Below are 25520 nucleotides of genomic sequence, written 5' to 3' on the forward strand. Positions count from 1 at the left end.
GAGAATTTATGAAACAAAAACGATTACAATATAAAATTGCTGTTTGGCTTACAATGGGCCTCATGGTTATGGATCCTTTAGTAGTTCCTTTGGTTTATGCAGAAAATCCTATAGAGGTAGATCGTAATGCGCCTCAACATCGACAAGCACAAGTAGGACAAGCGGCAAACGGTATTACATTAGTCAATATTGCTGGACCTACGGCAGGTGGTGTATCTCGCAATGATTATACAAATTTTAATGTGCCACAACATGGTGTGATTTTAAATAATTCATATCAAATGGCGAATACGAGCTTAGCTGGGTATGTGCCAGGTAATACTAATATGATGCGTGGATCTGCCTCGGTTATTGTAAATGAGGTCACATCTCATAATCCTACTAACATGAATGGCTTTATTGAGGTGGCTGGACGTAAAGCATCAGTTGTTGTAGCTAATCCTAATGGGATTACTGTAGATGGCGGCGGTTTTATAAATACTGACCGTGCTGTATTAACGACTGGTAAGCCTGAATATGACCCTAATGGAAATCTTAATACCTATCGGGTAGAACAAGGTTCTATTGCTATTAATGGAAAGGGCCTTAATGCAAAAGAATCTAACTCCTTACAAATTTTAACCGAAGCTGCACAGGTAAACGCAGGTGTATGGGCTAATGCAGTAGAGACTCGTACAGGTAAAAATATAATAGATGCCAAGTCTTTAGAATCTAAGGCATTGGGTTCCTCTAATCAAATTGGTCTAGATGTATCTGCTATTGGTGGTATGTATGCTAACTCTATTACCATGAAAGGAACCAATGATGGGCTTGGTGTTAATATTAAAGGTACATTAAGTTCTGTTCATGCGACTAATATTAGTGCGGATGGTATGATTCAAGTGGATGGCGGAATAACAAGTAATGGTCAGACGTCTATTTCAGGTCATGCCATTTCAGTGGGACAAGATGGTGTTGTGCAAGGTGACAACGGCTTATCTATTGAAAGTCAATCGTCTATGGCTAATCATGGTTTGGTAAACTCAAATGGTACTACAGATATTCACGCAACATCGGTAGATAATGCTGAAAATGGCCGTATCTATGGCAATACTGTGTCTATTAAAGCGGATACTGTATCTAATCATACGGATGCAACTATTGAAGCAAGATATAAAAGTGCTGCAGATATTTTGACACAAGCTAAAGAGGAACTTGATAAAGAGTGGAATGCAGATATAACAGCTTATAAGACTAAAGAAGAGTTGCAAGCACATCGTAATCGTATTCAAGAGCTAACTAAGACTTATGATAAGGCGCAAGAAGCAATGACTAAAGTACAAAAGGAATTAGATAGTCATAAGTCTGGTACAATTGCGAGTCGTGACCATATGGATATACAAGCTAATGAAATCCATAATAATGGGAATGCTTTATTGTATAGTGGAAATACGATGAATCTAACAGGTTCTCATGTCATTGAAAATAAGGGCGCTACCATTCAATCAGGTGGTGAGATGACTCTAACAACGTCTAATCTTGTTAATGATAATGCAAGCTTTGGCATGAAGCGTGTTTCAGATGGTATGACTAAGCATGGGGATAAACTTAAAGTTGATGATAAAAATCATCCAGAAGAAAATCAAATTTTTGATATCTCTGAATTTCCTGGCTATACAGGAAAAGGTGGCTATGGTGTGGCTCATAAAGTACCAGTGAAACAAGCTGATGGTACGATTAAAATGGTAGATAAGGGCGTTCCACCTGTAAAAAACTTTACATTAATTCGAAGTGAAGAGGAGCATACCCATACAGAGGTTACGAACAATCAACCTGGGATTATTTCTGCTGGTGGCGATATAGTCATTAATGGTGCTTCCTCTAATATAAATAGCAAAATTGCATCTGGCGGACAAGTTATATTTAATGGGGCACATGAGACTGTCAGTGATACAACCAGTGATAAGGTGTTCAAAACAGGAACAACACAAGTTAGTGAATCGAAACGAGTTCATAAAGGACACGGATTTGGACATAAATGGCGTCGATATTGGGATCCAGAAGTATTTATGACACCTTCCATAGAAGAGCAGAGTATACAACCAATTGGTACAATACAGGAACATGCTGAGGATACCATTGCTGAGGCTAATAAGCGTAAAGTAAATGATAGCCTTGATCCGTTTGGCACAGGAACTCAAGGAAAGTCAAGTATTGGGAACGTAACGATTGAAGGATTAAAATTACCGACACAGGCGATTTATAACATTCATCCAGATATCACAGCGAATGCATTAATTGAAACAGATAGTGCTTTTACAAATCGTAAGAAAATTGTATCGTCTGAATATATGCTAAATGCGTTGGCTAATGACCCAGACCGAAGAATGAAGCGCCTAGGTGATGGTTTTTATGAACAAGGTCTAATTAATTCACAAATTCTATCTGCTACTGGTAAACCATATTTAGAAGGCTATACAGATAACGAAAGTGAATATAAAGCGTTACTCGAAGCGGGTATTGCCTATGGTAAAAAATATAAGTTAACACCTGGTATTACTTTATCAGAAGAACAAATGAAATCCATTACAACAGATATGGTATGGCTTGAAACAAAAACTATTGTTGTGAATGGACAAGCACAACAGGTATTGTATCCAAAGGTGTATTTAGCGAAACAATCGGCTAATCAAATTGATGCTATGGGTGCTGTTGTAAGTGGTAGATCTATTATAGCTAATACGGATAGTACATTTAAGAATAGTGGTAATATGATGGCAGATTCCATTGTGGTACGGGCAAATACGGTGGATAATACGGGTCGATTTAATGCGAATACTGTAGCTATTGGTGCTACGGATTCTATTCGAAATACTGGTGCTATTCATGGTAATCATAGTGTTACATTACGTGCTAATAACGATGTAACTGCTGAGGCAACAACACGTAAACTGGCTAATCAAGATGTACTTGTGCAACAAGGGCGTATTGGCGTATCAAATTCTAAAGGAATCATAGACATTCATAGTAATAAGGACGTACATCTAACTGGTGCTGTTATTACAGGTGGAGAAGAAGGTACAATTTCCATTACTAGTGCGAATACCGTTAATGTGGATACTAAAAAATTAAGTGCCAAGAAAGATATGACATTAAATTCTGCAAATTATCTTCGCACAGATAGAGGTACTGAAATTGGTACACAAATATTAGGTGATGGCAATGTAACAGTAGCCGCTAAGAATGATGTCAATATCCGTCAAGGTGTAATAAATAGTGAGCATGGCGTAACAACTATAGCTGCTGGTAATGATGTGAATATTGAAAATGGGAATACCTATAGCCGTGATCAATATGGACTACAGTACAAGGAAAAAGGGCTATTATCTCGTACAGTTAATACGATTCGTAAAGATTATGAGCATACGGGTGTGGTAGCATCCACTATTGGTGGCAATACAATTCAAGTAGGAGCTAACCATGATGTAAATATCACTGGTTCTAATGTGCTAGGCACAGGTGATGTAGTTATTTCTGCTGGAAATAAGGTACGCACAAATTCTGCAGAAGATAGCAGTCGCAATGATACATATCAACATAGTAAGAAAAAAGGTCTTATGGGAGCTGGCTTAGGATTTACTATTGGTAGTAAAAAAATCACTGACACATATGATGGTCGTTATACTACACAAGAAGCGAGTAATATTGCCTCTACTAATGGGGTGATTAATGTTACTGCTGGAGATACTATACATAGCACAACGACTAACTATTTTAGCAATAGTCCAGTATCCTTAACTGCTACGGATGTTGACATTGATGGTAAACATAACTCATCACATGTAGTACAAACGCATGAAGAAAAACGATCTGGATTAACGGTTAGTGTTGGTGGGCAAGTAGTATCTGCTTTGAACACAGCTCAACAACTTAGCAAACGCGCTAACAGTAGAAAAACTAGTGTGCTATCTGCATTTGAATATGGTGAAGCAGCCAATAGCATAAAACATGCTTATAATGATGCCAAGGCTTATAGTAAGATTAAACCTGTTAATTTATTAGATAAAGAAAGAGAGGTTTTAAGTAAAGCTAATGAATTAAATAAGAGTTATCAAATAGAACATCCAGAAATTGAAAATGCGGTACATCCAGATGTACAAAATGCAATAGATAAAGAACAAAAATATAAACACGAACGAGCTCGAAAAGATAGTCTTCTAAATATCAACGTATCTATAGGCTCTAGTAAATTTAAACAACGAAATGAGTTAAATGAAGAACAATATATTGGTAGTTCTTTAGCTAGTAAAACAAAAGTAGATATTTTGGCTAACAGTAATGATATGTCTAAAGGTAATATACATATTACAGGAAGTACAGTTGAGGCTCCGGTCGTTAATGTAAATGCATCTAATAATCTTCGAATGGATGCTGGGACCAATACAATAGTTCAACACGATGATTATACATCTTCTGGTTGGTCAATAGGTGCAACTGTAAGTCCACATGGAAGTGGTGTTATTGGTTTAGATGCTAATGTGTATAAAGGTAAAGAAAATGCATTAGAGACAACTAAGACACATACAGGAACCGTTATTCTTGGTAAACAAGTAAATACTGTTTCTGGAAATAATACAGAAATTATTGGTTCTAAGGTTATCGGTGAAAGTGTAACTACAAAAGTTGGACATGATTTGAAAATTGAAAGTTTACAAGATACAAATGACTACCATAAAATAAGTAAAAATAAAGGTATATCTGTATCTTATGGAATGAGTGGCCCTGCGAGAGTTGGATTTGATAATTCGAGAGGAACTACAGACAGTCACTATGCAAGTGTTACAAACCAGGCTGGTATATACGCAGGTGATGGTGGATATAATGTACAGGTAGATAATTCAACTACACTTACAGGTGGTATAATTAAAGGTAGTCTTGATAAATCAAGGAATAAATTATCCTCTAATTCTTTAAAAATGAATGATATTCAAAATGAAGCATCCTATTCAGCTAAGACATCTGGATATAGTTTATCTACGACTAAACGCTCTAAAAATAATCCAATAGGTATTACCGGTAGCCCTAAAATGGGGATTCCTGTAAAAGGTAATTCTAAATCAACTACTCATTCTGCTATCAGTGAAGGTATCATTGAAATTGCTGAGAGAGAATCTTTAGAAAAGATTAATCATGATACAGAACAAGCACTTAATAAATTAGCACCAATTTTTGACAAGAAGACAGTAGAAGAAAAACAAATTCTATTAACAAAAATTTCAAATCATGGATATAAATTAATTGGTGATATTTCAACACACCAGCAGACACAATTATTAAATCAAATTATAGATGCAAAACGAAAAAATGATAAAGCTAAAGCAGAAAGCCTTTTGAAAGAATATAACAAATGGGATGAAAATGGCGTTTATAGATTACTTTTGCATTCGGGATTTGGTGCTTTTATTGCAAAGACATCTGGTAATGGAGGTTTTAATGGTTTCAATGCTGCAAGTGCTAATATCCTTTTAAATAATACTAAGAATAAAGATTTAGGGAAGATATTTAGTTTAGTAATAGGAAAAGCCGTTGGAAATGATGTTGGAGTAGCGGTTTCTTCAATTGCAAGAGAGAAGAATTGGTTGGAGCATGAGGATAGGCAAAATCTTAATAATGATTTTGCAGTTTTAATCGCGAATGTCGATAATTTATCTGAGCCTGAAAAATTACATCAACTTAGAAAAAAGGCTGCTTATTATTATGCATTGATGCGATATGAGAGAGATTATCATGAATATTATTTTACTGCAGATAATGAGGTACATCCTACAGATGGAGGAATTCATTTAGATCAACCATATTATACAACCGAATCATATGAAAAGTTTGTTAACAATTTATTTGCTTATATGATGGGGGATAATCAAGCTAATATTGATTATTATAGTGATTTATCAGATAAGTATTATAATGAATTTGTTAGTAATAATAAATATCTTAAAGATTTTGAAGCCAAAGGATATATGATTATTGAACATAATAGTGGTTGGCAGAAAGAAGATGGGCAGTATTATGACCAGCTATTAAATGGTAATCGTGTACTTAATGGAACTTATAGAGGTAAAGTTCTTGAGTTACAAGGATATCCTACAGTTTTGGGAGATGATGGTTCTACTTTTTATACTTTGGATGAGGATGGAACACCTTGGTATAATCCTAATCCATCTGAAAGCTCTAGAAATAGAATAGTGTGGCAGGGTTATCAAGCTTCGGATGGACAATTAATCCAATATCATGCGGATAAAACTATAACACGTACAGGGGATTTTTTAGGCAATCAATTTCTTAAAGCCGGATATAAACCTCAATGGGTGGAGTCTGGTGATTATTGGATTGCTAATGGATGGTATATTAATTTAAATGATGAATCTAGAAAGTTAATAAGTGAATCTTTAAGTGGTGGTGTTGGAGAAAATAATACGATTGCAATGAATACATTAAAGTGGACAACTAGTAAAGTTGGAAGAGATTTAGGTATTTTATCTGATAGAGAAGAAAGTGCCTCTTTATTTTTTATTAATACAGCGGCCCGAAAAGGAAATAGTAGTAATAGTGTAATTTATACTAATGGTGTCGGTGTAGACGTTAACTTATCTAATCTTTTAACAAAAATAGGAGTGAAAGCACCTAAGATAATTTATAACAATACTCCAAATGAATATAAATTGGGTACTAGTGTGGGAGCTTATGCTAGTAAAGTTATTCCTAATAATAGTGATATAGATTTAGAAAGAATGCATTTTAAAACTGAGCATACTAATTTTTTATGGGGAGGTAAATCTCCACAGTTTCAAACTATAAATGATGTTGATTATGCTTTAGGTGAAGACAAGATTGATATAAATAGTAATACGTTACATGCACTAGCACCACGTATGACTCCGGGGAAGATTAAATCTAAGCATCGTAGTAAGACACATTCCATGCCTGTTGAGATTTCTTTTGGGTTATCAAAATCTGTAGAAGAGTATGGGCCGTTAAATCCTGACCAGTTAGCTTTAGTTAAAAAAGTATATGGAGGACTACCTTATGAAAGTCAACGTGCTGCTGCATTTCAAGATAGTCATCCTGATTTTAATGGAGAAAAGTGGATTAATTTAGGCAATAATTTAGAATATTATGTTGCAGTAGATAAAGATGGTCGATATAAAATTCTTCTTAATGAAGGCTGGCATCCAATAACAAAAGAAGCTTTACAAAGTGCATATAGACGGAAGGAATGAGTTGTATGTGGTCAATAATTGTAAATGAATGGGAGTTATTTAAGTTTAACATATATAACTTATTATACAATTGGAGGCTTGATAGACAATCATATTTATTTTCAATATTATTCACATATATAGCATTAATAGGATTACCAGGTCTTATTATCGAATTCTATAATATATTTGATGAATTATTGATATTTTGGTTTGGGTGGATTCATTTTGCTTTTTTTACTATAGTTATAGCTATTATATCCTTTCAGAGATCTATTGATTTTGGAAAATTGTGGGTTTATTTCTTAGCTTGGAGTTTTGTTTTTATATTTTTCTTTTATAATCCGATTAATTTTACTAATTCAATATTTAGGGTCACAAGAGATTTAAATTATATTAGTATTAAATCACAAATTAATTTATGGGTTCCGTTTTTGATATTTTTACTTCTTGGTATATTCCCTAGTGAGAATAAAAAAAGTAAATATGGGCTACCAAATGGCATTATTAAGACTAATTGGGGATATATAAATTACCCTTTTTTAGATAATTGGAATAAATTTTGGTCTGAATTTTCTTTATATAAAGTGGGACCTATAATTTCTGAGAGTTTATCTATACGAGTATTTAATATATCTAAACGGATTAGTCGTGGTGAATTAATTTATTATTATATAAGTTATCAAATAATTATATTAATTTTTGTATTAATTCATATGATATTGATAGAGGTACTCCCTGATATACTTATCATGGATTATCTATTAAATTTGTTAATTTATTTGGTTTATATATGGATTTCTATATATATGATTCAAGTTTTCTCTATGCGATTACATGATTCCGGTAGTAGTGCACTTTGGTTGTTTGGATTGTTAATACCTTATATTAATATTTACGTTGCTTATTTATTATTGGGGAAAGGGTCTTGGCATTTTGTTAGTGATGAGATTGAATGATTAGGTTTATTATGGTGTATGTTTTAGTTATGATTTTAACTGTGAAAATATACTGAGAGGATAAGGCACTGTCAATAATTTTATCTAAATATCTACAGAGAGTGGAATTAGTTGAGAACCCTTAGTGCGCAGCTTATTAAATGGCTCACCGAGGGTGGACTGAACAGATTAGAAGGGCCGGCTTGTCATGGACGGTGGGCAATGGCAAGTCTCAGTATTCTTCAACGTCACACGAGCGTTAATCATGAGGGATATGTTAGTATCCTGCGAAAGGGAATGCATTGCATTCAAATAAGGTGGTACTGCGATTTATAGAGCGCTATAAAATATTGTAATGATAGAACTATAGACTCGTCCTTGACGTCAATTGTCATGGGCGAGTTTTTGGTTTGTTGTCTTTAGACTGGTTCGCGACGTAGTTGTGAATCATAAAATCACCTGCTATGTGGGTACGGAAACGAAAGCTATACAAATTTTATGGGGAAAAGTGTACTCATGATGTTCGATAAGCACGCACACTATTGGAAAAGCTCTAAAGTTACAAATGGAAAAGTAGGCTATATTGCAACTGCTGGTAATGCAATAAGTATGATGACAAGAAATGCTGATAATAGCAAATTTAGTATGCGTGATCAAGCTATTAGAGAATATTTAAATATTGGTTATGCCGTAGGAACTTATTTGCGTTTAAAACGCGTACCTGCACCTGTTAGTGCAGGGGTTACAGGTTTGAAGATTTTAAAGTTCGTGTGGCACAATATGGGACTAGAGAAAATGTATATGGTAGGATGAAACAGACTGATGAGTTATCTGTGTTTGAATTGTATTATATAATTGCTTTAGATGGTGGAGTATATAATCGAAGTAGAGCTAGCGATGAATTGGTCGATCCATCTGTATTGAGTACTGACCCCATTTCTGGAGTTGTTGTACAAAATCCTGAAAAAGGACATCAATTGGAAGGATAGGAAGTCTTAATTAATTCGGATTTGAGATGGACTAATATTGATGAACCTATGGGAAAAGTACATGTAGGGGCTGCAGGTTGGCTTGCAAATAACACATCTTCATGGGATAATCCTAGTGTAAATAATCCTGCAGTAGTTGAAGAAATACCAAGGGTTATAGATGATTGGCCAGAAGAATCCACCGGTAAAATTTATAGAGTTTATAGTAATAGCTCAGAACCAGTATTTACAGGTGAATATCAAGGCAATAGGAATTTAATGTCAGGTGCTACTGCTGTTTATAATCCAGATCATAAAGCTTGGTATGCTGGTGGGTATGTTATTTATCAAAATGATAAAATTGATGCTATAATAAGACGGCAACAGAGAGAGCATGAGTATCAAATTGCTATAGATAAATTTAATAGTCCTAATACTGCTATTGGTTTAATGGGGGATGCAGTTTCTTATACTGGTGAGTATGCAGGATATAAAGGCGCTGGAAATGCAGTAACTATTGGTCAAACTGTTCCTAAATTAATTCAAAATCAAGATAAATATGATACTATTGGTGGAAAGATTTTTTACCAGTACTTTCTTAGCATTATTTATCTTATCTGTATTAGTAGGTGTATTAGTTTTTATATTTATGGGATATACTTCTAGATTTATTTCTTGATTTAGATATTTCTAACTAAATTAATTATTAATTATATATTCCTAGAGATTGACATTCTTCCCTCTGTATTGCTACAATATTGTGTATAATATATGCGATGAAGCAGAGTAGTAAACCTCTCTAGCGAGTGAGGATGGTGTAAGCTCACATTTGGTTGAAGGCGCTGTAGAGCATTGGCAGGAACGCAGGTATTTGTTAGTAAAGGCCAACATAGAAAAAAGAGGGCGCAAGCCAAATAGGGTGGAACCGCGGGTATACTCGTCCCTGTAACGTTTTTCGTTACAGGGACTTTTTTGTTTGTAACGAAATGGTTGATTTTATGTCGGTTGTGTAAAGTGGAGGCAGCAATGACATTTCAAGAGATTATACTAAATCTACAAAAATTTTGGAGTGAACAAGGTTGTATCGTTCAAAATCCATATGACATCGAAAAGGGCGCAGGTACAATGAACCCTGCTACATTCTTGCATGCAATTGGTCCTGAACCATGGGCTGTATGTTATGTAGAACCTTCTCGTCGTCCAGCAGACGGTCGTTATGGTGATAACCCTAACCGTTTGTTCCAACATCATCAATTCCAAGTTATCGTGAAACCATCTCCAGATAATATCCAAGAATTGTACTTACAATCCTTGGCAACACTTGGTATTCACGCTGAAGATCACGATATCCGTTTCGTAGAGGATAACTGGGAATCTCCAACATTGGGCGCTTGGGGCCTTGGCTGGGAAGTATGGCTCGACGGTATGGAAGTAACGCAGTTCACATATTTTCAACAAGTTGGTTCCATCGACTGTAAACCAGTTTCCGTAGAGATTACATACGGTTTAGAACGTTTGGCTATGTACATTCAAGGTGTAGAAAACGTATATGACCTTAAATGGAATGAAAACGTTACATACGGTGACGTTTGGCATGCCAACGAAGTTGAGCAATCCGTGTATAACTTTGAATTAGCAGATACAGATATGCTCTTCAAATTGTTTGATATGTACGAAGCAGAAGCAAAACGCGTTTGCCAAGCGGGCTATGTATTACCAGCTTACGACTATGTATTGAAATGTTCCCATACATTCAACTTGCTTGATTCCCGTGGTGCCATTTCTATCAGCGAACGTACAGCTTTCATCGGCCGCGTACGTGCACTAGCTCGTATTTGTGCACAACAATACCTCGCTAAACGCGAAGAATTAGGATTCCCACTTTTGAAAGGAGATAAATAAGATGGCAAAGGATTTATTATTTGAAATCGGTGCAGAAGAAATTCCTGCCGGCTTTATGCCAAATATCTTAGGTCAATTGAAAACATTGGCTGAAACAAAATTAAATGATGCCCATCTTCCTTTTGAAAGCATCGCTACATACGGCACACCACGTCGTTTGGCTCTTATCGTGAAAGGTCTTGCTGACACATCTGCTGAAATCAGCGAACGTCATAAAGGTCCTTCCGCGTCTATCGCATATGATGCTGATGGCAATCCTACAAAAGCGGCTATCGGCTTTGCTCGTGGTAAAGGTCTTGATGTAGCAGATCTTGTTGTAGAAGATGGCTATATCTACGCTGAAACTAAAACTGCTGGCGTACCTGCGAAAGATATCGTAACAGACATGTTACCTCAATTGATTATAGGTCTTAATTTCCCTAAATCCATGCATTGGGGCAATTTAGATGCTAAGTTCGTACGTCCTGTACGTTGGCTTGTAGCATTACTTGATGAAGAAGTAATTCCAGTAGAATTTGCTACTGTAAAATCTGGTAATGTAACACGTGGTCACCGTTTCTTAGGTGCTGATGAAATTACTATTAAAAATGCAGTATCCTATGTAGATACATTAAAAGAAAATTTTGTTATGGTTGATCAAGATGCACGTCGTGAATTGATCTCCAAACAATTACATGACATTGCAGCTTCTAAAAATGCATCCATCGTTTGGGATGATGATTTGTTAGAAGAAATCAACTATCTTGTTGAATGGCCTACAGCATTGTGCGGTGGCTTTGAAGAGTTCTACTTGGCACTTCCAGATGCAGCCATCATTACACCAATGAAAGACCATCAACGTTACTTCCCATTGGTTGATCAAGACGGCAAATTGTTGCCAATGTTCTTAACAGTGCGCAACGGTTCCGACCATTCTATCGAAGTAGTGCAAGCTGGTAATGAACGCGTATTGCGCGCTCGTTTAGATGATGCTAAATTCTTCTTCAACGAAGACCGCAAGAAACCTCTTATCGACCGTCAAGATGGTTTAACAAAAATCGTGTTCCAAGAAGGTCTTGGCAACTTAGCTGACAAAACAGAACGTTTGTTAACATTAGGCCGTGTATTTAGTGAAGAATGTGAATTACACGAAGATGCGCGTGTCGTATTGGAACGTGCTACTGAACTTGCTAAAACTGACCTTACAACAGGTATGGTTACAGAATTTACTGAATTGCAAGGTGTAATGGGTAAAGAATACGCGTTACTCGACGGTGAATCCCCAGAAGTAGCAGAAGCTATTTTTGAACAATACTTGCCACGTTTTGCAGGCGATGTATTGCCTCAAACAGAAGCAGGTAAAGTGTTGTCCATTATCGACAAAATCGATAACATCGTTGCTACATTTAGCCGTGGCTTAATTCCTACAGGCTCTCAAGATCCATATGCATTGCGCCGTCAAACCATTGGTATCTTGAACATTTTGCTCAACAGCGATTGGAATATTTCCTTGCGCCCAATCATCGTAGAATCCATGAATCTTCTTAATGTGCCTGCAGAGAAACAAGATGAATTGCTTGGCCAAGTAGAAGAATTCATTACATTGCGTTTGAAAAATATCTTCCTTGACCGTGAAGTACCTCATCATGTAATCGATCTATTGTTATCTAACAATGAATTGTCCGTTGCTGATGCTGAAGGTCTTGTGAAAGCTCTCTTGGCTAACCGCATTGATGAAAATGTTGAATTAGTACAAGCTTTCACACGCATGTATAATCTTGTGAAAGATGTAACATATACCGGTGTTGATGAAAGCCTATTAAAAGAAGATGCAGAACGCGCCTTGTATGAAGCGGCTACGAAAGCATCCGAAGCAAGTATCGATGCATGGGATAATAACGACTATGATGCTGTCGTAGCAGTACCTGCTACATTGGTTCCTGCCATCAATACATTCTTTGAAGATGTTATGGTCATGGACAAAGATGAAGCTATTAAAGCGAACCGTTTACAACTTGTTCGTTTAGCATATAGCGTAATGGCTATTATCGGCGATATTAGTGCATTAAAATAACATATATTTTATATAGTTAGGGAATTACATTTGTCTTAACTATGTGAATCTGAGGAAAGGCAACTGCGGTTGCCTTTTCTTTATGCAGGATTTTTGGCATCTATGTCGAATACATAAAGTATACAAAGTTGTAAGGAGATGTCATTATGATTACCAATGTTGAATTATTCAATGCCCTCCGTAATGTGACGGCTAAGCGTGAAGGTTCACGTTATAGAATACTTATGGAACTATATACTATCGGCAAGGGAACGAGTCAACGCGTATTAGTAGATAGTTTACAGATTCGTCCGGCTACCGTATCGGAGCAACTGGATGTACTTATACAATTGGGGTTTGTACAAAAGACTATCGATACGATGGATAAACGGACAACGGTGGTAACGTTAACCGATGCGGGAAAAGAAGAAGCACATAGTTTAGTCGAACATAGGGAACAGCAGTTAGCCCATCGGTTTAGACGATTATCGTCAGAGGATCGACAAGATTTGTATGACCTATTGGGCCGTATTGATTAAGCGATATATTTGTATATATTTACGGTAAAGTAGGTATATAAATCTATACAAGATATAGTGTGTAACCTCTTGCATTGTACATTGACTTGTGATAATATATTACTGTTAATTTGAGACAGTCCGCTGCCTATAAGGTGTAGGTATTGAATGTCTGCAAACAGGAGGAAACAATGAACATTATTAACGTACTCGAACAAGAACAACTTCGTACAGACATCCCTACTTTCCGTGCTGGTGATACAGTACGCGTACACGTAAAAGTAGTGGAAGGTAGCCGTGAACGTATCCAAGTATTTGAAGGCTTGGTAATTAAACGTCAAAACGGTGGCGTACGTGAAACTTTCACAGTTCGTCGTATTGCATCCGGTGTAGGTGTAGAACGTACATTCCCACTTCACAGCCCACGCTTAGCTAAAATCGAAGTTATGCGCCGTGGTGTTGTTCGTCGTGCTAAATTGTACTACTTACGTAACCTTACTGGTAAAGCTGCTCGTATTCGCGAAAAACGCTAATGTTCTTAAAAGGCTGCCGTTGGCAGCCTTTTATTTTTGCTAAAATATAGATATACATACATTCATACAAGATATATAGAAAGGAGACATTATGGCAGATTCACCTATCGTACATTGGTTCCCTGGTCATATGGCGAAAGCGACGCGCATGATAACGGAGTACATCAAAAAGGTAGATGTTGTTATCGAGTTATTAGATGCGCGTATTCCTCGCTCTAGTGCGAACCCAGTCATCCTAGAGTTAGTTGGTCAAAAACCGCATATTGTACTGTTAAATAAGGTAGATTTAGCAGATCCAAAAGCAACGAAGGAATGGACAGAATTCTTTACGCAACAAGGCATTACTGTATTAGCCATCGATTCCAAGTCTGGTAAGGGTAATAAGAAATTAGTATCTACTGTAGAACGTCTCAGTAAACCTATCATTGATCGTTGGGTAGCAAAGGGAATTCGTAGCCGCTCTATACGTACCATTATCTTAGGCATTCCGAATGTAGGAAAATCTACATTGATTAATTCCTTGGCTGGTTCTGCAGCAACCCGTACGGCTAACAAGGCAGGTCATACGCGTGGTCAGCAATGGGTTAAAATTGGTAAGAATATGGAATTGCTTGATACGCCAGGCGTATTATGGCCTAAATTAGAGGACCAACGGGCTGCTGCTCGTCTTGCTATGACAGGTGCCATTTCTGATGATGTATATGACTTAGAGCACGTAATTAAGCAATTGTTAAACCATCTATTGACGAATACACCTAATATCTTGATTGAACGCTACAAATTAAAAGAAGAAGAGATGGCCGATGTGGATACAATTCTTGAAAGCATTGGTCGCCGTAGAGGCTGTCTTGTAAGCGGTGGTGTTGTAGACCTTGATAAGGCACGTCGCATTATTTTGCAAGACTATCGCAATACAAAGCTTGGTACAATTACGCTAGACCAAGTTAATGAAGAGCCTTATTATCCAGAAGATGGTGAGGAAACATATCATGGATAAGGATATTTTCGCTAAGTTAAAGGTAGCTGATATTAAGGCCCTTTTTGAAACAGAACAAGCTTTGGAAATTTTACCATTAGCACAAGAAGATACTCGTACCTCCGTTCAAAAATTGGCAGCCTCTTATATTAAACGTCAAGAAAAAGAGCTAAAAGAGCAACAACGCTTGATGGGCATGTACGACTATGAAGGCATGTTCTATGATGAAGGGCTATATCATGTGGCTGGCGTCGATGAAGTAGGGCGTGGTCCTATTGCAGGTCCTGTTACGGTAGCTGCCGTTATTTTACCGCCTATGACATTAATTCCAGGCCTTAATGATTCTAAAAAGCTAACCGAAGAGAAACGTGAAGCATTGTATGACATCATTATGGAGGACGCTGTAGCGGTTAGCTGTGTTTCTTATGGTCCAGAAAAAATTGATGAGCTCAATATTTATGAGGCTACACGTCAAGCAATGTACGAGGCTATTCGCACCCTCGATGTACCTGCAGAGGCTGTTGTAGCGGATGCGATGAAATTACCTGATTTAACGATACCTGTTGAATCCATCATCAAGGGCGATAGCAAAAGTGCTAATATTGCAGCGGCATCTATCATTGCGAAGGTTACACGAGATCGATACATGAAAAGTCTTGATGAAGAATATCCTGGCTATGGTTTTGGTATACACAAGGGATATTATACAGAACTTCATAAAGAAGCCGTGGAGCAACAAGGCGTTACACCATTGCATAGAAAGAGCTTTGAACCGATTAAGTCCATTGTAGGATGGCATCGAGAAGAAAAATAAATAGATAGAATACTTTATTGTGAAATAAAAATGAAAAATCTACGGAAAAGAGGTTCCTATTGGTCACCTATGTGACTATTAGGAACCTCTTTTCTATTTACATTCATGGTCAGACCGTCTTATGTTGTATATATAAGTATTCGAAAGCATCTATATACATAAGGAGGTAACCATGAATACGATGAATTGTGAACAAAATTGTAATTTATTAGATGCAAAAGCTCTTGGTAATTGGGGAGAAGATATTGCTCGACAATATATTGAGCAACAAGGATTAAAAATAGTGACCACCAATTACAAAACAAAGGTAGGAGAAATCGATATTATCGCTAAAAATGGGCTGACCTATCATTTTATTGAAATCAAGGCGCGCCGTGGTGTCACCCATGGATTGCCACGGGAGGCTGTTTCAAAACGTAAACAAAAACATATTAAGCAGGCAGCCATGTATTTTATACGAGATTTGCGTGCCCAGAACCGTAAATGGAAAGAACTATCCTTTGATGTAGTTGAGGTATATGTACATGAGGACCTTAAGGCCACTGTACACTATATGCCTCAGTGTTTCATGTAGGAGGTCCATTATGTATGCAAAGGTCTATGGTGCTACCATAGATGGTTTAGATGGCGTCGTTGTAACCGTCGAGGTCGATATATCCCAAGGTCTACCTGTCTTTGACATCGTAGGACTCCCCAATCAAGCCGTAAAAGAATCGAGGGAACGCGTACGGGCGGCCATAAAAAATAGTGGTTTTGATTTTCCTATGCGACGCATCGTCGTCAATTTAGGACCTGCAGAGGTCAGAAAAAGTAGTTCCGGATTAGACTTACCCATAGCCATAGGTGTATTAGCCGCATCAGGTCAAATCAGATTACGCAAACCTAAACTAACAAAGTTATTACAATCAACTCTGTTTATAGGCGAATTATCCTTAGATGGCAGTCTGAAAAAGACACAGGGCATTCTTAGTATGGCTATGAAAGCACTTGATGATAAGCTACTTACAATCTTTACCAGTACAGATAATGTATCATTACTGCGCAATATAGAAGCAATTACATCCTATGGTGCCCATACATTAGAGGAGATTGTGAAACTAGTAATGCGACCGGATGAATATCGTATAGATACTATAGATAGGGATTGTGATGACGTGGTCAACAGCCTTATTGATTACAAGGATGTGCAAGGTCAAGAACTAGGAAAACGAGCTATGATTATTTCTGCCACCGGTGTTCACCATGTGATGATGATAGGCCCGCCTGGGTCTGGTAAAACCATGTTAGCAGAACGATTACCCACCATTTTGCCGCCTCTAAGCTGGGAGGAACGATTAGAAACGACACGCATTCACGATGTGGCAGGGTTGCTCGAAAAGAATACGCTGATTGCTAGACGGCCCTTTAGGTGTCCTCATCATACAGCCACCTTGGCGAGTATTATAGGGGGCGGCAGTAATGCAAAACCGGGAGAAATTACATTAGCTCATAATGGGGTCCTATTTATTGATGAAGCACCTGAATTTCCGCGCTATGTGCTAGATGCGTTACGGCAGCCATTAGAGTCCCATATGATTACTGTGAATCGGTTACAAAATAGTTATGACTATCCAGCTGATTTTATATGTATAGTCGCTGCTAATCCATGTCCTTGTGGCTATTATGGTGACCCTCATAAGGAATGTGTCTGTAGCTCTACAGAATTAGAGAAATACCAACATAAAATATCAGGGCCTATATTGGATCGGCTTGATTTATTTATCCTTGTAGAAAGACCTAGTTTTAACGACATGCTACATATTGATTCTAATTCCATGAGCAGTGCAGATATGAAACAACTCGTAGAACAAGGGCGTCAGAAGCAGTTCGAACGTTTCCGAGACCAACCCTTTAAGTCAAATGGTGCCATGCCACATGGTGCTATTCGTGAACTGTGTAATATACGCGATGATTGTTGGGGCTTGTTAGGAGAAGTATACGAACGTTTTCATTTTACGGGACGCAGCTTTGATCGGTTGCTAAAGGTGAGTCGAACCATTGCAGATTTAGATGGTTCTTTATACATAGAAAATGAACATATTTCAGAAGCGATGATGTATCGGCACATACCATACCATGTGTCGAGGATAGGAGTTTGTGATGGAGCAACAGTATGAAAGTAATTTTTACATTGCCGCCATGCAGAGTATTTCTTCACTAGGAGCGGCTACGATACGTGATTTAGTTGAAAAGTTTGGAGGACCCTATGAGGCATGGTGTGCTTTACAAAATCGTAAGAACCTAACAACAATACTAGGTATTCCATCCACAAAATATAGGCAAATCGAGAAAGAAGCAACCGACGAACGATTACAGACTATCTATAAGGCTCTTAAGAACTGGCATATAGAATATATTACGTACCTTGACGTATTGTTCCCTGGGCATTTGCAAGAGATATATAATCCGCCAGCTGTCATTTTTGTAAGAGGAAATGTATCATTGTTAGACGATGAAACAATGAAAATCGCCATGGTGGGAGCTCGAAAATGTTCCGATTATGGACGCAATGTGGCACTGCGGATAGGCAAAGAACTAGCTTCGTATAATGTGGCTATAGTCAGCGGTGGTGCACGGGGCATAGATAGTCATAGCCATGAAGGTGCTTTAGCGGCAAAGGGACAAGTAATCGTTGTTATGGGGTGTGGTTTAGATATTGTATATCCACCGGAGAATAAACGGTTATTTGACGCCGTTCTTAAGAATAATGGACTATTGCTGTCAGAGTATCCTCCAGGTACCCCGCCGTCAGGAGTCCATTTTCCCGCAAGAAATCGCATCATTAGTGGTCTTTCACAAATTATCATCGTAGTCGAAGCCAAGGCGAGCAGTGGGTCTCTTATAACAGCTGATATGGCCGCCAATGAAGGACGTGAAATCTATGTGGTACCTGGCAGTATTTTAAGCAATGTAGCGGAAGGTAATCATTGGCTCATGCGTCAAGGAGCCAATATATTAACGAAAGCACAAGATATAATCGAGGATTATGAGTTAAAGCCCCGTGTGGTTGATACGCAAGGGCCCGATGTGTTAAGCTTTAAGGTGGAATGGGAGGTCGTGTTGAGTACAATTCCTACCGATCAATGTATTAGCGTAGGCGATTTAATCAAGAAAACACACATTCCATTACAACGATTACAAAGCATTTTATTAGACCTTGAAATGAAACATATGATTGAAAAGGTTCATTCTAAGGGCTATATTAACATAATCGGGAGTGATAAACTTGTCCATTAAACGATCTATCGTTATTGGGGAACCGAAAGAACCAAAACAAGAAACAAAAAAGAAAAAGACTACGATTAATAAAAAGGTAGCAAAAGAAGCGTTGACACCAGTTGGTATTGTACGCGACAAATCGATTGTTGCTACATCGATGCCGCCAGAGCAACGAAAACCTCGCGTATATAATCCGGATGGTAAAATCCTTGTCATTGTGGAATCACCGGCTAAATCTAAGACTATCGAGAAATTTTTAGGCCCTAATTATATTGTGAAAGCCAGTATGGGCCATCTTCGGGATTTGCCTAAATCTCAGATGGGTATCGACATTGATCATGACTTTACCCCACGATATAGTAATCTGGTAGCACGTAAAAAGGTGATTGATGATTTGGTGGCCCATGCCGATGAAAGTAGCGCCGTATTGCTCGCAACTGACCCGGACCGCGAAGGGGAAGCTATTTCTTGGCATTTAGCATACATTCTAAACGTAGATATCACATCTAATTGTCGTATTACTTTTAATGAAATTACGAAAACTGCTGTTGCAGAGGCCTTAGAGCATCCACGTACTGTGGATATGAACATGGTTGACGCACAGCAAGCACGTCGTGTACTAGACCGCATTGTAGGGTATAAATTAAGCCCTCTATTATGGAAAAAGGTTTGCAAAGGTTTGAGCGCTGGTCGTGTTCAATCCGTAGCTGTACGTCTCATTTGTGAACGAGAACGTGAAATACAAGCTTTTGTACCTCAAGAATATTGGTCTATTGAAGGACAATTTAAGACGAAAACTAATGAAGAGTTTTCCGCAGAACTAACTCATGTAAAGGGCGATAAACTAGATATTACATGTGAAGCAGATGCAGTAGCAATCCAAAAGGATATTGCGGACCATACGGCTACTGTTACATCTGTTAAGAAAAGTAAACGAAGCCGTAAACCAGCTCCGCCTTTCACCACATCTACATTACAACAAGATGGAGTTCGTAAGCTTAATTTTGGGGCTAAACGGACCATGATGATTGCGCAACATTTATATGAAGGTTTAGAAATCGGTTCTTATGGTCACGTAGGTTTAATTACCTATATGCGTACAGACTCTACACGTATATCCAAAGATATGCAAGAACAGGCAAGAGACTATATTAAGAGAACCTATGGCGATGACTATTGCCCTGCTAAACCGAATGTATATGGTAAGAAGGAATCAGCTCAAGATGCGCATGAAGCCATTCGTCCTACATCTCTTGAATTGACACCTAAAATGGTAGAACCATTTGTAAATCGCGATGAACTAAAGTTATATACACTGATTTGGAATCGTTTTATGGCTAGCCAAATGGCACCACAACAAAATGAGTCCACTACTATTGAACTAGATATTGATGATACTTATACCTTTAAGGCAACTGGTTCTCGCGTGTTATTCCCTGGATTTAGTGCAGTCTATGAAGATAGTAAGAAAGAAGATACGCCACAATTACCAGCGTTGAAGAAATCTGATGTGGTGGAAACTGTACTTATCGACCCAGAACAACATTTTACGCAACCGCCTGCTAGATATTCTGAAGCAAGCCTTATCAAAACATTGGAAGAATTAGGCATTGGTCGCCCAAGTACCTATGCGCCAATTATAGATACTATCGTTAGCCGTAACTATGTAGAAACAAATAATAAACAATTCATACCTACAGAACTCGGCTTTGTAGTAGTAGACTTTTTAGTGGACTATTTTGAAAAAATCATCAACACTGGGTTTACTGCAGAACTTGAAGAGGAGCTCGATGCCATCGCTAATGGTAAGGATACGTATGTGAAGGTATTGACTGATTTTTACAATATATTTAAGCAAGAATTGGATGATGCTAGCGATGTAGACAAAATTCAAATCGCATCCATGGAAAGTGATGAAACCTGTGAGCTTTGTGGTCATCCTATGGTCTATAAATTCGGTCGCTATGGTAAATTCTTAGCATGTTCTAACTTCCCAGAATGTAAGAACACTAAACCGATTACGGTTGGTACCGGTGTTGCTTGTCCTAAATGTGTTGAAGGGGAAATCGTAGAACGGAAATCTAAGCGTGGTCGTATCTTCTATGGTTGTAATCATTATCCACAATGCGATTTTACGTTATGGGATAAGCCTACTCATGAGTTCTGCGATACATGTGGCAGCATTATCGTTGAAAAATCATATAAAAATGGTACGACGAAGAAATTCTGCTCCAATGAAACATGTCCAACTAGACCACCTAAGAAAACGAGAAAGAAAAAGTCTGATGATTCAGTAAAGAAAGAAGAGGATACAAAGAGTGAGTGAACATAGAGTTACTGTTATAGGAGCCGGCCTAGCTGGCTCTGAAGCAGCTTGGCAACTTGCCAATCGTGGTGTTGCTGTCGATTTATATGAAATGCGTCCTGTAAAGAGTTCTCCGGCTCATCAAACGGATCAATTTGCTGAACTAGTTTGTAGCAATTCTTTGCGCGCTGGTAATATAGAGAATGCTGTTGGTCTACTAAAGGAAGAAATGCGTCGATTAGGCTCGTTAATTATGGAATGTGCAGATGCAACAGCTGTACCTGCTGGTGGTGCCTTAGCGGTTGACCGTCATCTCTTCAGTGCTATGGTAACTGATAAGATAAAAAGTCACCCTAATATTACAGTGCATCATGAAGAGGTGACATCTATCCCTACGGAAGGCACCGTTATCTTTGCTTCTGGTCCATTAACATCTGAAACACTAGGTAATGCTATTAGAGAATTGACCGGGAATACGGGTTTTTATTTCTATGATGCAGCGGCCCCTATTGTGACCGCAGAGTCTCTTAACTATGATAAGGTGTTTGCTGCGTCTCGCTACGATAAAGGCGATGCTGACTATCTTAATTGTCCTATGAATGAAGAAGAGTATAAACACTTCTGGCACGAATTGACCCATGCTGAAGCTGTACAGCCTAAGGATTTTGAAAAGGAAATCTATTTTGAAGGTTGTATGCCTGTGGAAATCATGGCATCTCGTGGAGAGGATACATTGCGTTATGGTCCATTGAAACCAGTAGGCTTAGTGGATAAGCGTACCAATGAAGAATCCTATGCGGTTGTGCAATTGCGTAAAGAAAACAAAGAGGGAACTATGTTTAACCTCGTAGGGTTCCAAACTCATTTAAAATGGGGCGAACAAAAACGCGTGTTTGGTTTAATTCCTGGCCTTGAAAATGCAGAATTTATTCGGTATGGTGTGATGCATCGCAATACGTATATCAATTCTCCAGAATTGCTCAATCATGCATTCCAATTACAGTCTGATCATCGATTATTCTTTGCTGGTCAAATGACAGGTGTAGAAGGGTATCTTGAATCAGCCGCATCAGGGCTCATGGTAGGGTTACAGGTAAAACGATACCTTGACGATAATGCATTTATCAACTTCCCTAAAACGACGGCTATCGGATCATTGAGCCACTATATATCTTCTTACGAAGGATCTAATTTCCAACCAATGAATGTTAACTTTGGTATTATGGAATCTTGGCCTCAACGGATTCGCAAGAAAAAGGAGAAAAATGCTCTCATTGCCAATCGTGCATTGGAAGAACTTGACGCATTAAAGGCACAAGAACAACTGTAAATGATGGTTGTCGTTCATAGTCTATCGTTTAGAATAATTGAATAGATATAAAAAATCCTTCATTCATGGATATTGTGTATCCGTGAATGAAGGATTTTATTATTTTCTATTTACGTTTCTTTTGCTTTGGTGGTGCTTCTGGTACTGTTTCTGCAACGGTTTGTTGCTTTTTATCTAGATAACCAAAGTAGATAAATAAACAGATACCTACAATCATAATAATGAGGCTCGTCATCTGTGCTGATTTAAGTCCCATTGTGAGGTTTACATAATCACCGCGTAAGAATTCTAAGCAGAATCGCGCCGCAGAATACAAGATAGCATATAGAACGAATACTTGACCTTTAGCATGTTTAAATGAGCTAAAGAGTAGTAAGATTACGAAGATTAGAATATCGATTTGGCCTTCCCAAATTTCAGCCGGCCATAATGGCTGATTACCGTAGGTGCGGTATGCAAGGGTACTTTCAGGATAGAGAATACCAAAATTTCCACCCGTAGGATGACCAAAGGCATCGCCGTTAAACAAGTTAGCCATACGACCAACCGATTGAGCGAGAATAAGGGCTGGCGCAAAAATATCGGCAAAGGCCCAGAAATCGATATTATGTTTTCTTAGGTACCAATAACCAGCTAATGTACCAAGTACCACGCCACCTTGGATGGCCATACCGCCTTGCCATACGAAAGGAATTTCGAGGAGATGGTTGCCATAGTAATGCCAATCGAAGAAAAACACATCCCATAAGCGGGCGCCTATAAGACCTGCTATAGCGACTGTAATGGAGAAATCAACAATGTGTTCGTGCCATCCACGCCCGTCTTTTTTGAGTAAGAAATAGGCTACAGACGCACCGCTAATGATGGCTAGTGCTAACATGACACCGTAGGACCTAATCGGAAAATCGCCTATGAAAAATAGATATTGATGCATATGAACTCCTTTATGAATAAACGTTCATGCTTTTATAAGCATTGAAATTATAAGTGTCGATATATGTATGATATAATATAGGAATTGTTATGTAAACAAAAGCTAGTCAGCATAAATTATAGGAGACATACATGTTACGTAAATTTGCTATGGTCACGACCTTAGCTGCCGCCGTATTATCTAGTATTTCTGGTAATACCGTACAGGCTGAAGTGTTGGTGCCATTACAACAATATTTAAATACGACCAACCGTAATTATGAGGCCAATCAGTATAAGACCTCTTATACAATCTATGTACCACAGCTAGAGCTTAGCGGTACAACTATTACGATGAATCCTAAAGCCGTTGGAGAGCCGGTTAAATTACCGATTACAAAACGGGATGGTGCCGAGTATGTTGATGTAGAAAATGCAACACCGTTAATAGGCGTCACCTATACAAAGGATGGTGACCACGTTCAATTGACAGCTGCACCAGAAACGATGCAAGTATTACAAAATAAACCTGTCCAAGGGCCTCTATCTTGGGCCTTTGATCCATGGCCTAATCAAGATGCGCCGTATGCGAAAAAATTGAATGCCAGTGGAGATAACATCATCTCTCCAAGTTGGTTTAAATTGCATAGTCTTGGCTTAGAATCGAGTCCTAATATTAATGTGGACTATGTAAAAGCTTATAAAGCCAATGGATATCATGTGTGGCCACTCATTACCAATCGTTTTGATCCACATTTTACAAGTGGTATTTTAGCCGATGAAGCGGTGTGGAAGAAATACGCTCAAAATCTTATTCAATATGCCTACATTTATGGCTTTGATGGATATAATTTTGACTTTGAAAATGTAGACTATTCTGATCGGGATAAATTGACAAGATTCGTGGAATACTTAGCTGACGAATTACATAAATATAATATTCAATCCTCTATAGATGTAACGGGATATTCCAATAGTCCAAATTGGTCTCTTGTATACGACCGTAAGTCCTTTGCTAATAGCGTAGACTATGTCGTATTGATGGCCTACGATGAAACTTGGGCTAAGAGTACTACAGCTGGCCCTGTTGCAAGTTATCCTTGGGTACGTGATCATGCTGAGAAGATGTTACAAGAGGTACCAAGTCATAAGCTTGTTCTAGGCATTCCATTCTATACTCGAATTTGGCATGAATCAGGCGGCGTGGCACGGGGTGAAACATTGGCTATTAAAAATGAACCATCTTATTTCACAAATCACGCATCGAATATTATTTGGAATGATACGTTAAAATCATATTATGCGGCCATTCCAACATCTAGTGGTACCGATAAGATTTGGTTTGAGGATAATAAATCTTTAGGCTATAAATTAAACCTTGTAAAAGAATTACAATTGGCCGGTTTTGCTGCATGGCGCAAAGGCTTTGAAGATGATAATACGATTACAATGATTCAAGGCGTTGATTTAGGTAAAGGTGTACCTAATACAGCACCAGTTGCCGAAGCTCCTAAGCCTGTTGTTGAAAAACCATTAACAAAGGCTGAACGTAAGGCTCTTGAAAAAGCTGCTAAAGAAAAAGCAAAAGCAGAAGCTAAAGCGGCTAAGGAAAAGGCAAAAGCTGAAGCTAAAGCTGCAAAAGAAAAGGCAAAAGCCGAAGCTAAAGCATTTAAAGAACGTACAAAAACAGATGCTAAGGCTACCAATGAAAAACAAAAAATTGATAATGATATAGCGTCTATTGTTCCTGCTGTGCAAGTAGTAAAGAAGTAGATAAATTGACGGTTTATGGTACG

Annotated in this window: 18 protein-coding genes; 17 read left to right on the plus strand and 1 reads right to left on the minus strand. The window is 38.1% G+C overall.

All coding sequences use genetic code 11. The annotated features are described in order from the left end of the window. Positions 1–8 precede the first annotated feature (8 nt). From O3598_RS00775 to trmFO, 16 genes are all read left to right on the plus strand, one after another. The gene (locus O3598_RS00775; RefSeq protein WP_371451419.1) at positions 9–7259 is read left to right on the plus strand and encodes a two-partner secretion domain-containing protein; all 7251 of its coding nucleotides are present in this window, start codon (positions 9–11) and stop codon (positions 7257–7259) included. Between the two features lie 5 nt (positions 7260–7264). After that, positions 7265–8197, plus strand: a complete 933-nt coding sequence (locus O3598_RS00780; protein ID WP_165852680.1) for a DUF805 domain-containing protein — start codon at positions 7265–7267, stop codon at positions 8195–8197. Between the two features lie 495 nt (positions 8198–8692). Then, positions 8693–8989, plus strand: coding sequence for a hypothetical protein (locus O3598_RS00785; protein WP_119982926.1), 297 nt, complete (start codon positions 8693–8695; stop codon positions 8987–8989). Then, the gene (locus tag O3598_RS00790; protein WP_371451421.1) at positions 8986–9165 is read left to right on the plus strand and encodes a hypothetical protein; all 180 of its coding nucleotides are present in this window, start codon (positions 8986–8988) and stop codon (positions 9163–9165) included. Before O3598_RS00785 ends, O3598_RS00790 begins: the two co-directional genes overlap by 4 nt. 48 nt (positions 9166–9213) lie before the next feature. Continuing rightward, complete coding sequence (locus tag O3598_RS00795; RefSeq protein WP_227041320.1) at positions 9214–9810, plus strand: hypothetical protein; 597 nt, start codon at positions 9214–9216, stop codon at positions 9808–9810. Positions 9811–10170: 360 nt separating this feature from the next. Then, a complete protein-coding gene (glyQ, locus tag O3598_RS00800) occupies positions 10171–11046 on the plus strand; it encodes a glycine--tRNA ligase subunit alpha (RefSeq protein WP_316600741.1) in 876 nt (291 codons plus the stop codon). A gap of 1 nt (position 11047) precedes the next feature. Further along, positions 11048–13099, plus strand: a complete 2052-nt coding sequence (gene glyS, locus O3598_RS00805) for a glycine--tRNA ligase subunit beta (protein WP_371451423.1) — start codon at positions 11048–11050, stop codon at positions 13097–13099. Positions 13100–13245: 146 nt separating this feature from the next. After that, positions 13246–13617 (plus strand): MarR family winged helix-turn-helix transcriptional regulator, encoded by a 372-nt coding sequence (locus O3598_RS00810; protein ID WP_371451425.1) that lies wholly within the window; start codon positions 13246–13248, stop codon positions 13615–13617. 170 nt (positions 13618–13787) lie between these two features. Beyond that, the gene (rplS, locus tag O3598_RS00815) at positions 13788–14129 is read left to right on the plus strand and encodes a 50S ribosomal protein L19 (RefSeq protein ID WP_005377523.1); all 342 of its coding nucleotides are present in this window, start codon (positions 13788–13790) and stop codon (positions 14127–14129) included. A gap of 91 nt (positions 14130–14220) precedes the next feature. Further along, positions 14221–15126, plus strand: coding sequence for a ribosome biogenesis GTPase YlqF (gene ylqF, locus O3598_RS00820; RefSeq protein ID WP_005379959.1), 906 nt, complete (start codon positions 14221–14223; stop codon positions 15124–15126). Next, complete coding sequence (rnhB, locus tag O3598_RS00825) at positions 15119–15919, plus strand: ribonuclease HII (RefSeq protein WP_371451427.1); 801 nt, start codon at positions 15119–15121, stop codon at positions 15917–15919. The genes ylqF and rnhB overlap by 8 nt, the downstream gene beginning before the upstream one ends. A 172-nt stretch (positions 15920–16091) precedes the next feature. After that, complete coding sequence (locus tag O3598_RS00830; protein ID WP_298606990.1) at positions 16092–16493, plus strand: YraN family protein; 402 nt, start codon at positions 16092–16094, stop codon at positions 16491–16493. Positions 16494–16503: 10 nt separating this feature from the next. After that, positions 16504–18075, plus strand: a complete 1572-nt coding sequence (locus tag O3598_RS00835) for a YifB family Mg chelatase-like AAA ATPase (protein WP_371451430.1) — start codon at positions 16504–16506, stop codon at positions 18073–18075. After that, entirely contained in the window at positions 18059–19195 is a 1137-nt protein-coding gene (gene dprA, locus O3598_RS00840; protein ID WP_371451431.1) for a DNA-processing protein DprA, read from the plus strand. Before O3598_RS00835 ends, dprA begins: the two co-directional genes overlap by 17 nt. After that, positions 19185–21503: a type I DNA topoisomerase gene (gene topA / locus O3598_RS00845; protein WP_371451433.1), complete on the plus strand. Its 2319-nt coding sequence runs from the start codon at positions 19185–19187 to the stop codon at positions 21501–21503. Before dprA ends, topA begins: the two co-directional genes overlap by 11 nt. Continuing rightward, positions 21496–22812 (plus strand): methylenetetrahydrofolate--tRNA-(uracil(54)-C(5))-methyltransferase (FADH(2)-oxidizing) TrmFO, encoded by a 1317-nt coding sequence (gene trmFO / locus O3598_RS00850; protein ID WP_371451434.1) that lies wholly within the window; start codon positions 21496–21498, stop codon positions 22810–22812. The genes topA and trmFO overlap by 8 nt, the downstream gene beginning before the upstream one ends. A gap of 106 nt (positions 22813–22918) precedes the next feature. Here the strand turns inward: trmFO and lgt are convergent, their stop codons facing one another. Further along, positions 22919–23746, minus strand: coding sequence for a prolipoprotein diacylglyceryl transferase (gene lgt, locus O3598_RS00855; protein WP_371451436.1), 828 nt, complete (start codon positions 23744–23746; stop codon positions 22919–22921). Positions 23747–23877: 131 nt separating this feature from the next. Between lgt and O3598_RS00860 the strand changes: the two genes are divergently transcribed. After that, positions 23878–25497: a glycosyl hydrolase family 18 protein gene (locus O3598_RS00860; protein WP_371451437.1), complete on the plus strand. Its 1620-nt coding sequence runs from the start codon at positions 23878–23880 to the stop codon at positions 25495–25497. Positions 25498–25520 lie beyond the last annotated feature (23 nt).

The sequence above is a fragment of the Veillonella atypica genome (assembly GCF_041431435.1).
Classification (GTDB): domain Bacteria; phylum Bacillota; class Negativicutes; order Veillonellales; family Veillonellaceae; genus Veillonella; species Veillonella atypica.

What these genes read in the sequence shown, in the direction of transcription:
- O3598_RS00775 (WP_371451419.1), top strand. Translation starts at nt 9, where the DNA reads ATGAAACAAAAACGATTACAATATAAAATTGCTGTTTGGCTTACAATG.
- O3598_RS00780 (WP_165852680.1), top strand. Translation starts at nt 7,265, where the DNA reads ATGTGGTCAATAATTGTAAATGAATGGGAGTTATTTAAGTTTAACATA.
- O3598_RS00785 (WP_119982926.1), top strand. Translation starts at nt 8,693, where the DNA reads ATGATGTTCGATAAGCACGCACACTATTGGAAAAGCTCTAAAGTTACA.
- O3598_RS00790 (WP_371451421.1), top strand. Translation starts at nt 8,986, where the DNA reads ATGAAACAGACTGATGAGTTATCTGTGTTTGAATTGTATTATATAATT.
- O3598_RS00795 (WP_227041320.1), top strand. Translation starts at nt 9,214, where the DNA reads ATGGGAAAAGTACATGTAGGGGCTGCAGGTTGGCTTGCAAATAACACA.
- glyQ (WP_316600741.1), top strand. Translation starts at nt 10,171, where the DNA reads ATGACATTTCAAGAGATTATACTAAATCTACAAAAATTTTGGAGTGAA.
- glyS (WP_371451423.1), top strand. Translation starts at nt 11,048, where the DNA reads ATGGCAAAGGATTTATTATTTGAAATCGGTGCAGAAGAAATTCCTGCC.
- O3598_RS00810 (WP_371451425.1), top strand. Translation starts at nt 13,246, where the DNA reads ATGATTACCAATGTTGAATTATTCAATGCCCTCCGTAATGTGACGGCT.
- rplS (WP_005377523.1), top strand. Translation starts at nt 13,788, where the DNA reads ATGAACATTATTAACGTACTCGAACAAGAACAACTTCGTACAGACATC.
- ylqF (WP_005379959.1), top strand. Translation starts at nt 14,221, where the DNA reads ATGGCAGATTCACCTATCGTACATTGGTTCCCTGGTCATATGGCGAAA.
- rnhB (WP_371451427.1), top strand. Translation starts at nt 15,119, where the DNA reads ATGGATAAGGATATTTTCGCTAAGTTAAAGGTAGCTGATATTAAGGCC.
- O3598_RS00830 (WP_298606990.1), top strand. Translation starts at nt 16,092, where the DNA reads ATGAATACGATGAATTGTGAACAAAATTGTAATTTATTAGATGCAAAA.
- O3598_RS00835 (WP_371451430.1), top strand. Translation starts at nt 16,504, where the DNA reads ATGTATGCAAAGGTCTATGGTGCTACCATAGATGGTTTAGATGGCGTC.
- dprA (WP_371451431.1), top strand. Translation starts at nt 18,059, where the DNA reads ATGGAGCAACAGTATGAAAGTAATTTTTACATTGCCGCCATGCAGAGT.
- lgt (WP_371451436.1), bottom strand. Translation starts at nt 23,746, where the DNA reads ATGCATCAATATCTATTTTTCATAGGCGATTTTCCGATTAGGTCCTAC.
- O3598_RS00860 (WP_371451437.1), top strand. Translation starts at nt 23,878, where the DNA reads ATGTTACGTAAATTTGCTATGGTCACGACCTTAGCTGCCGCCGTATTA.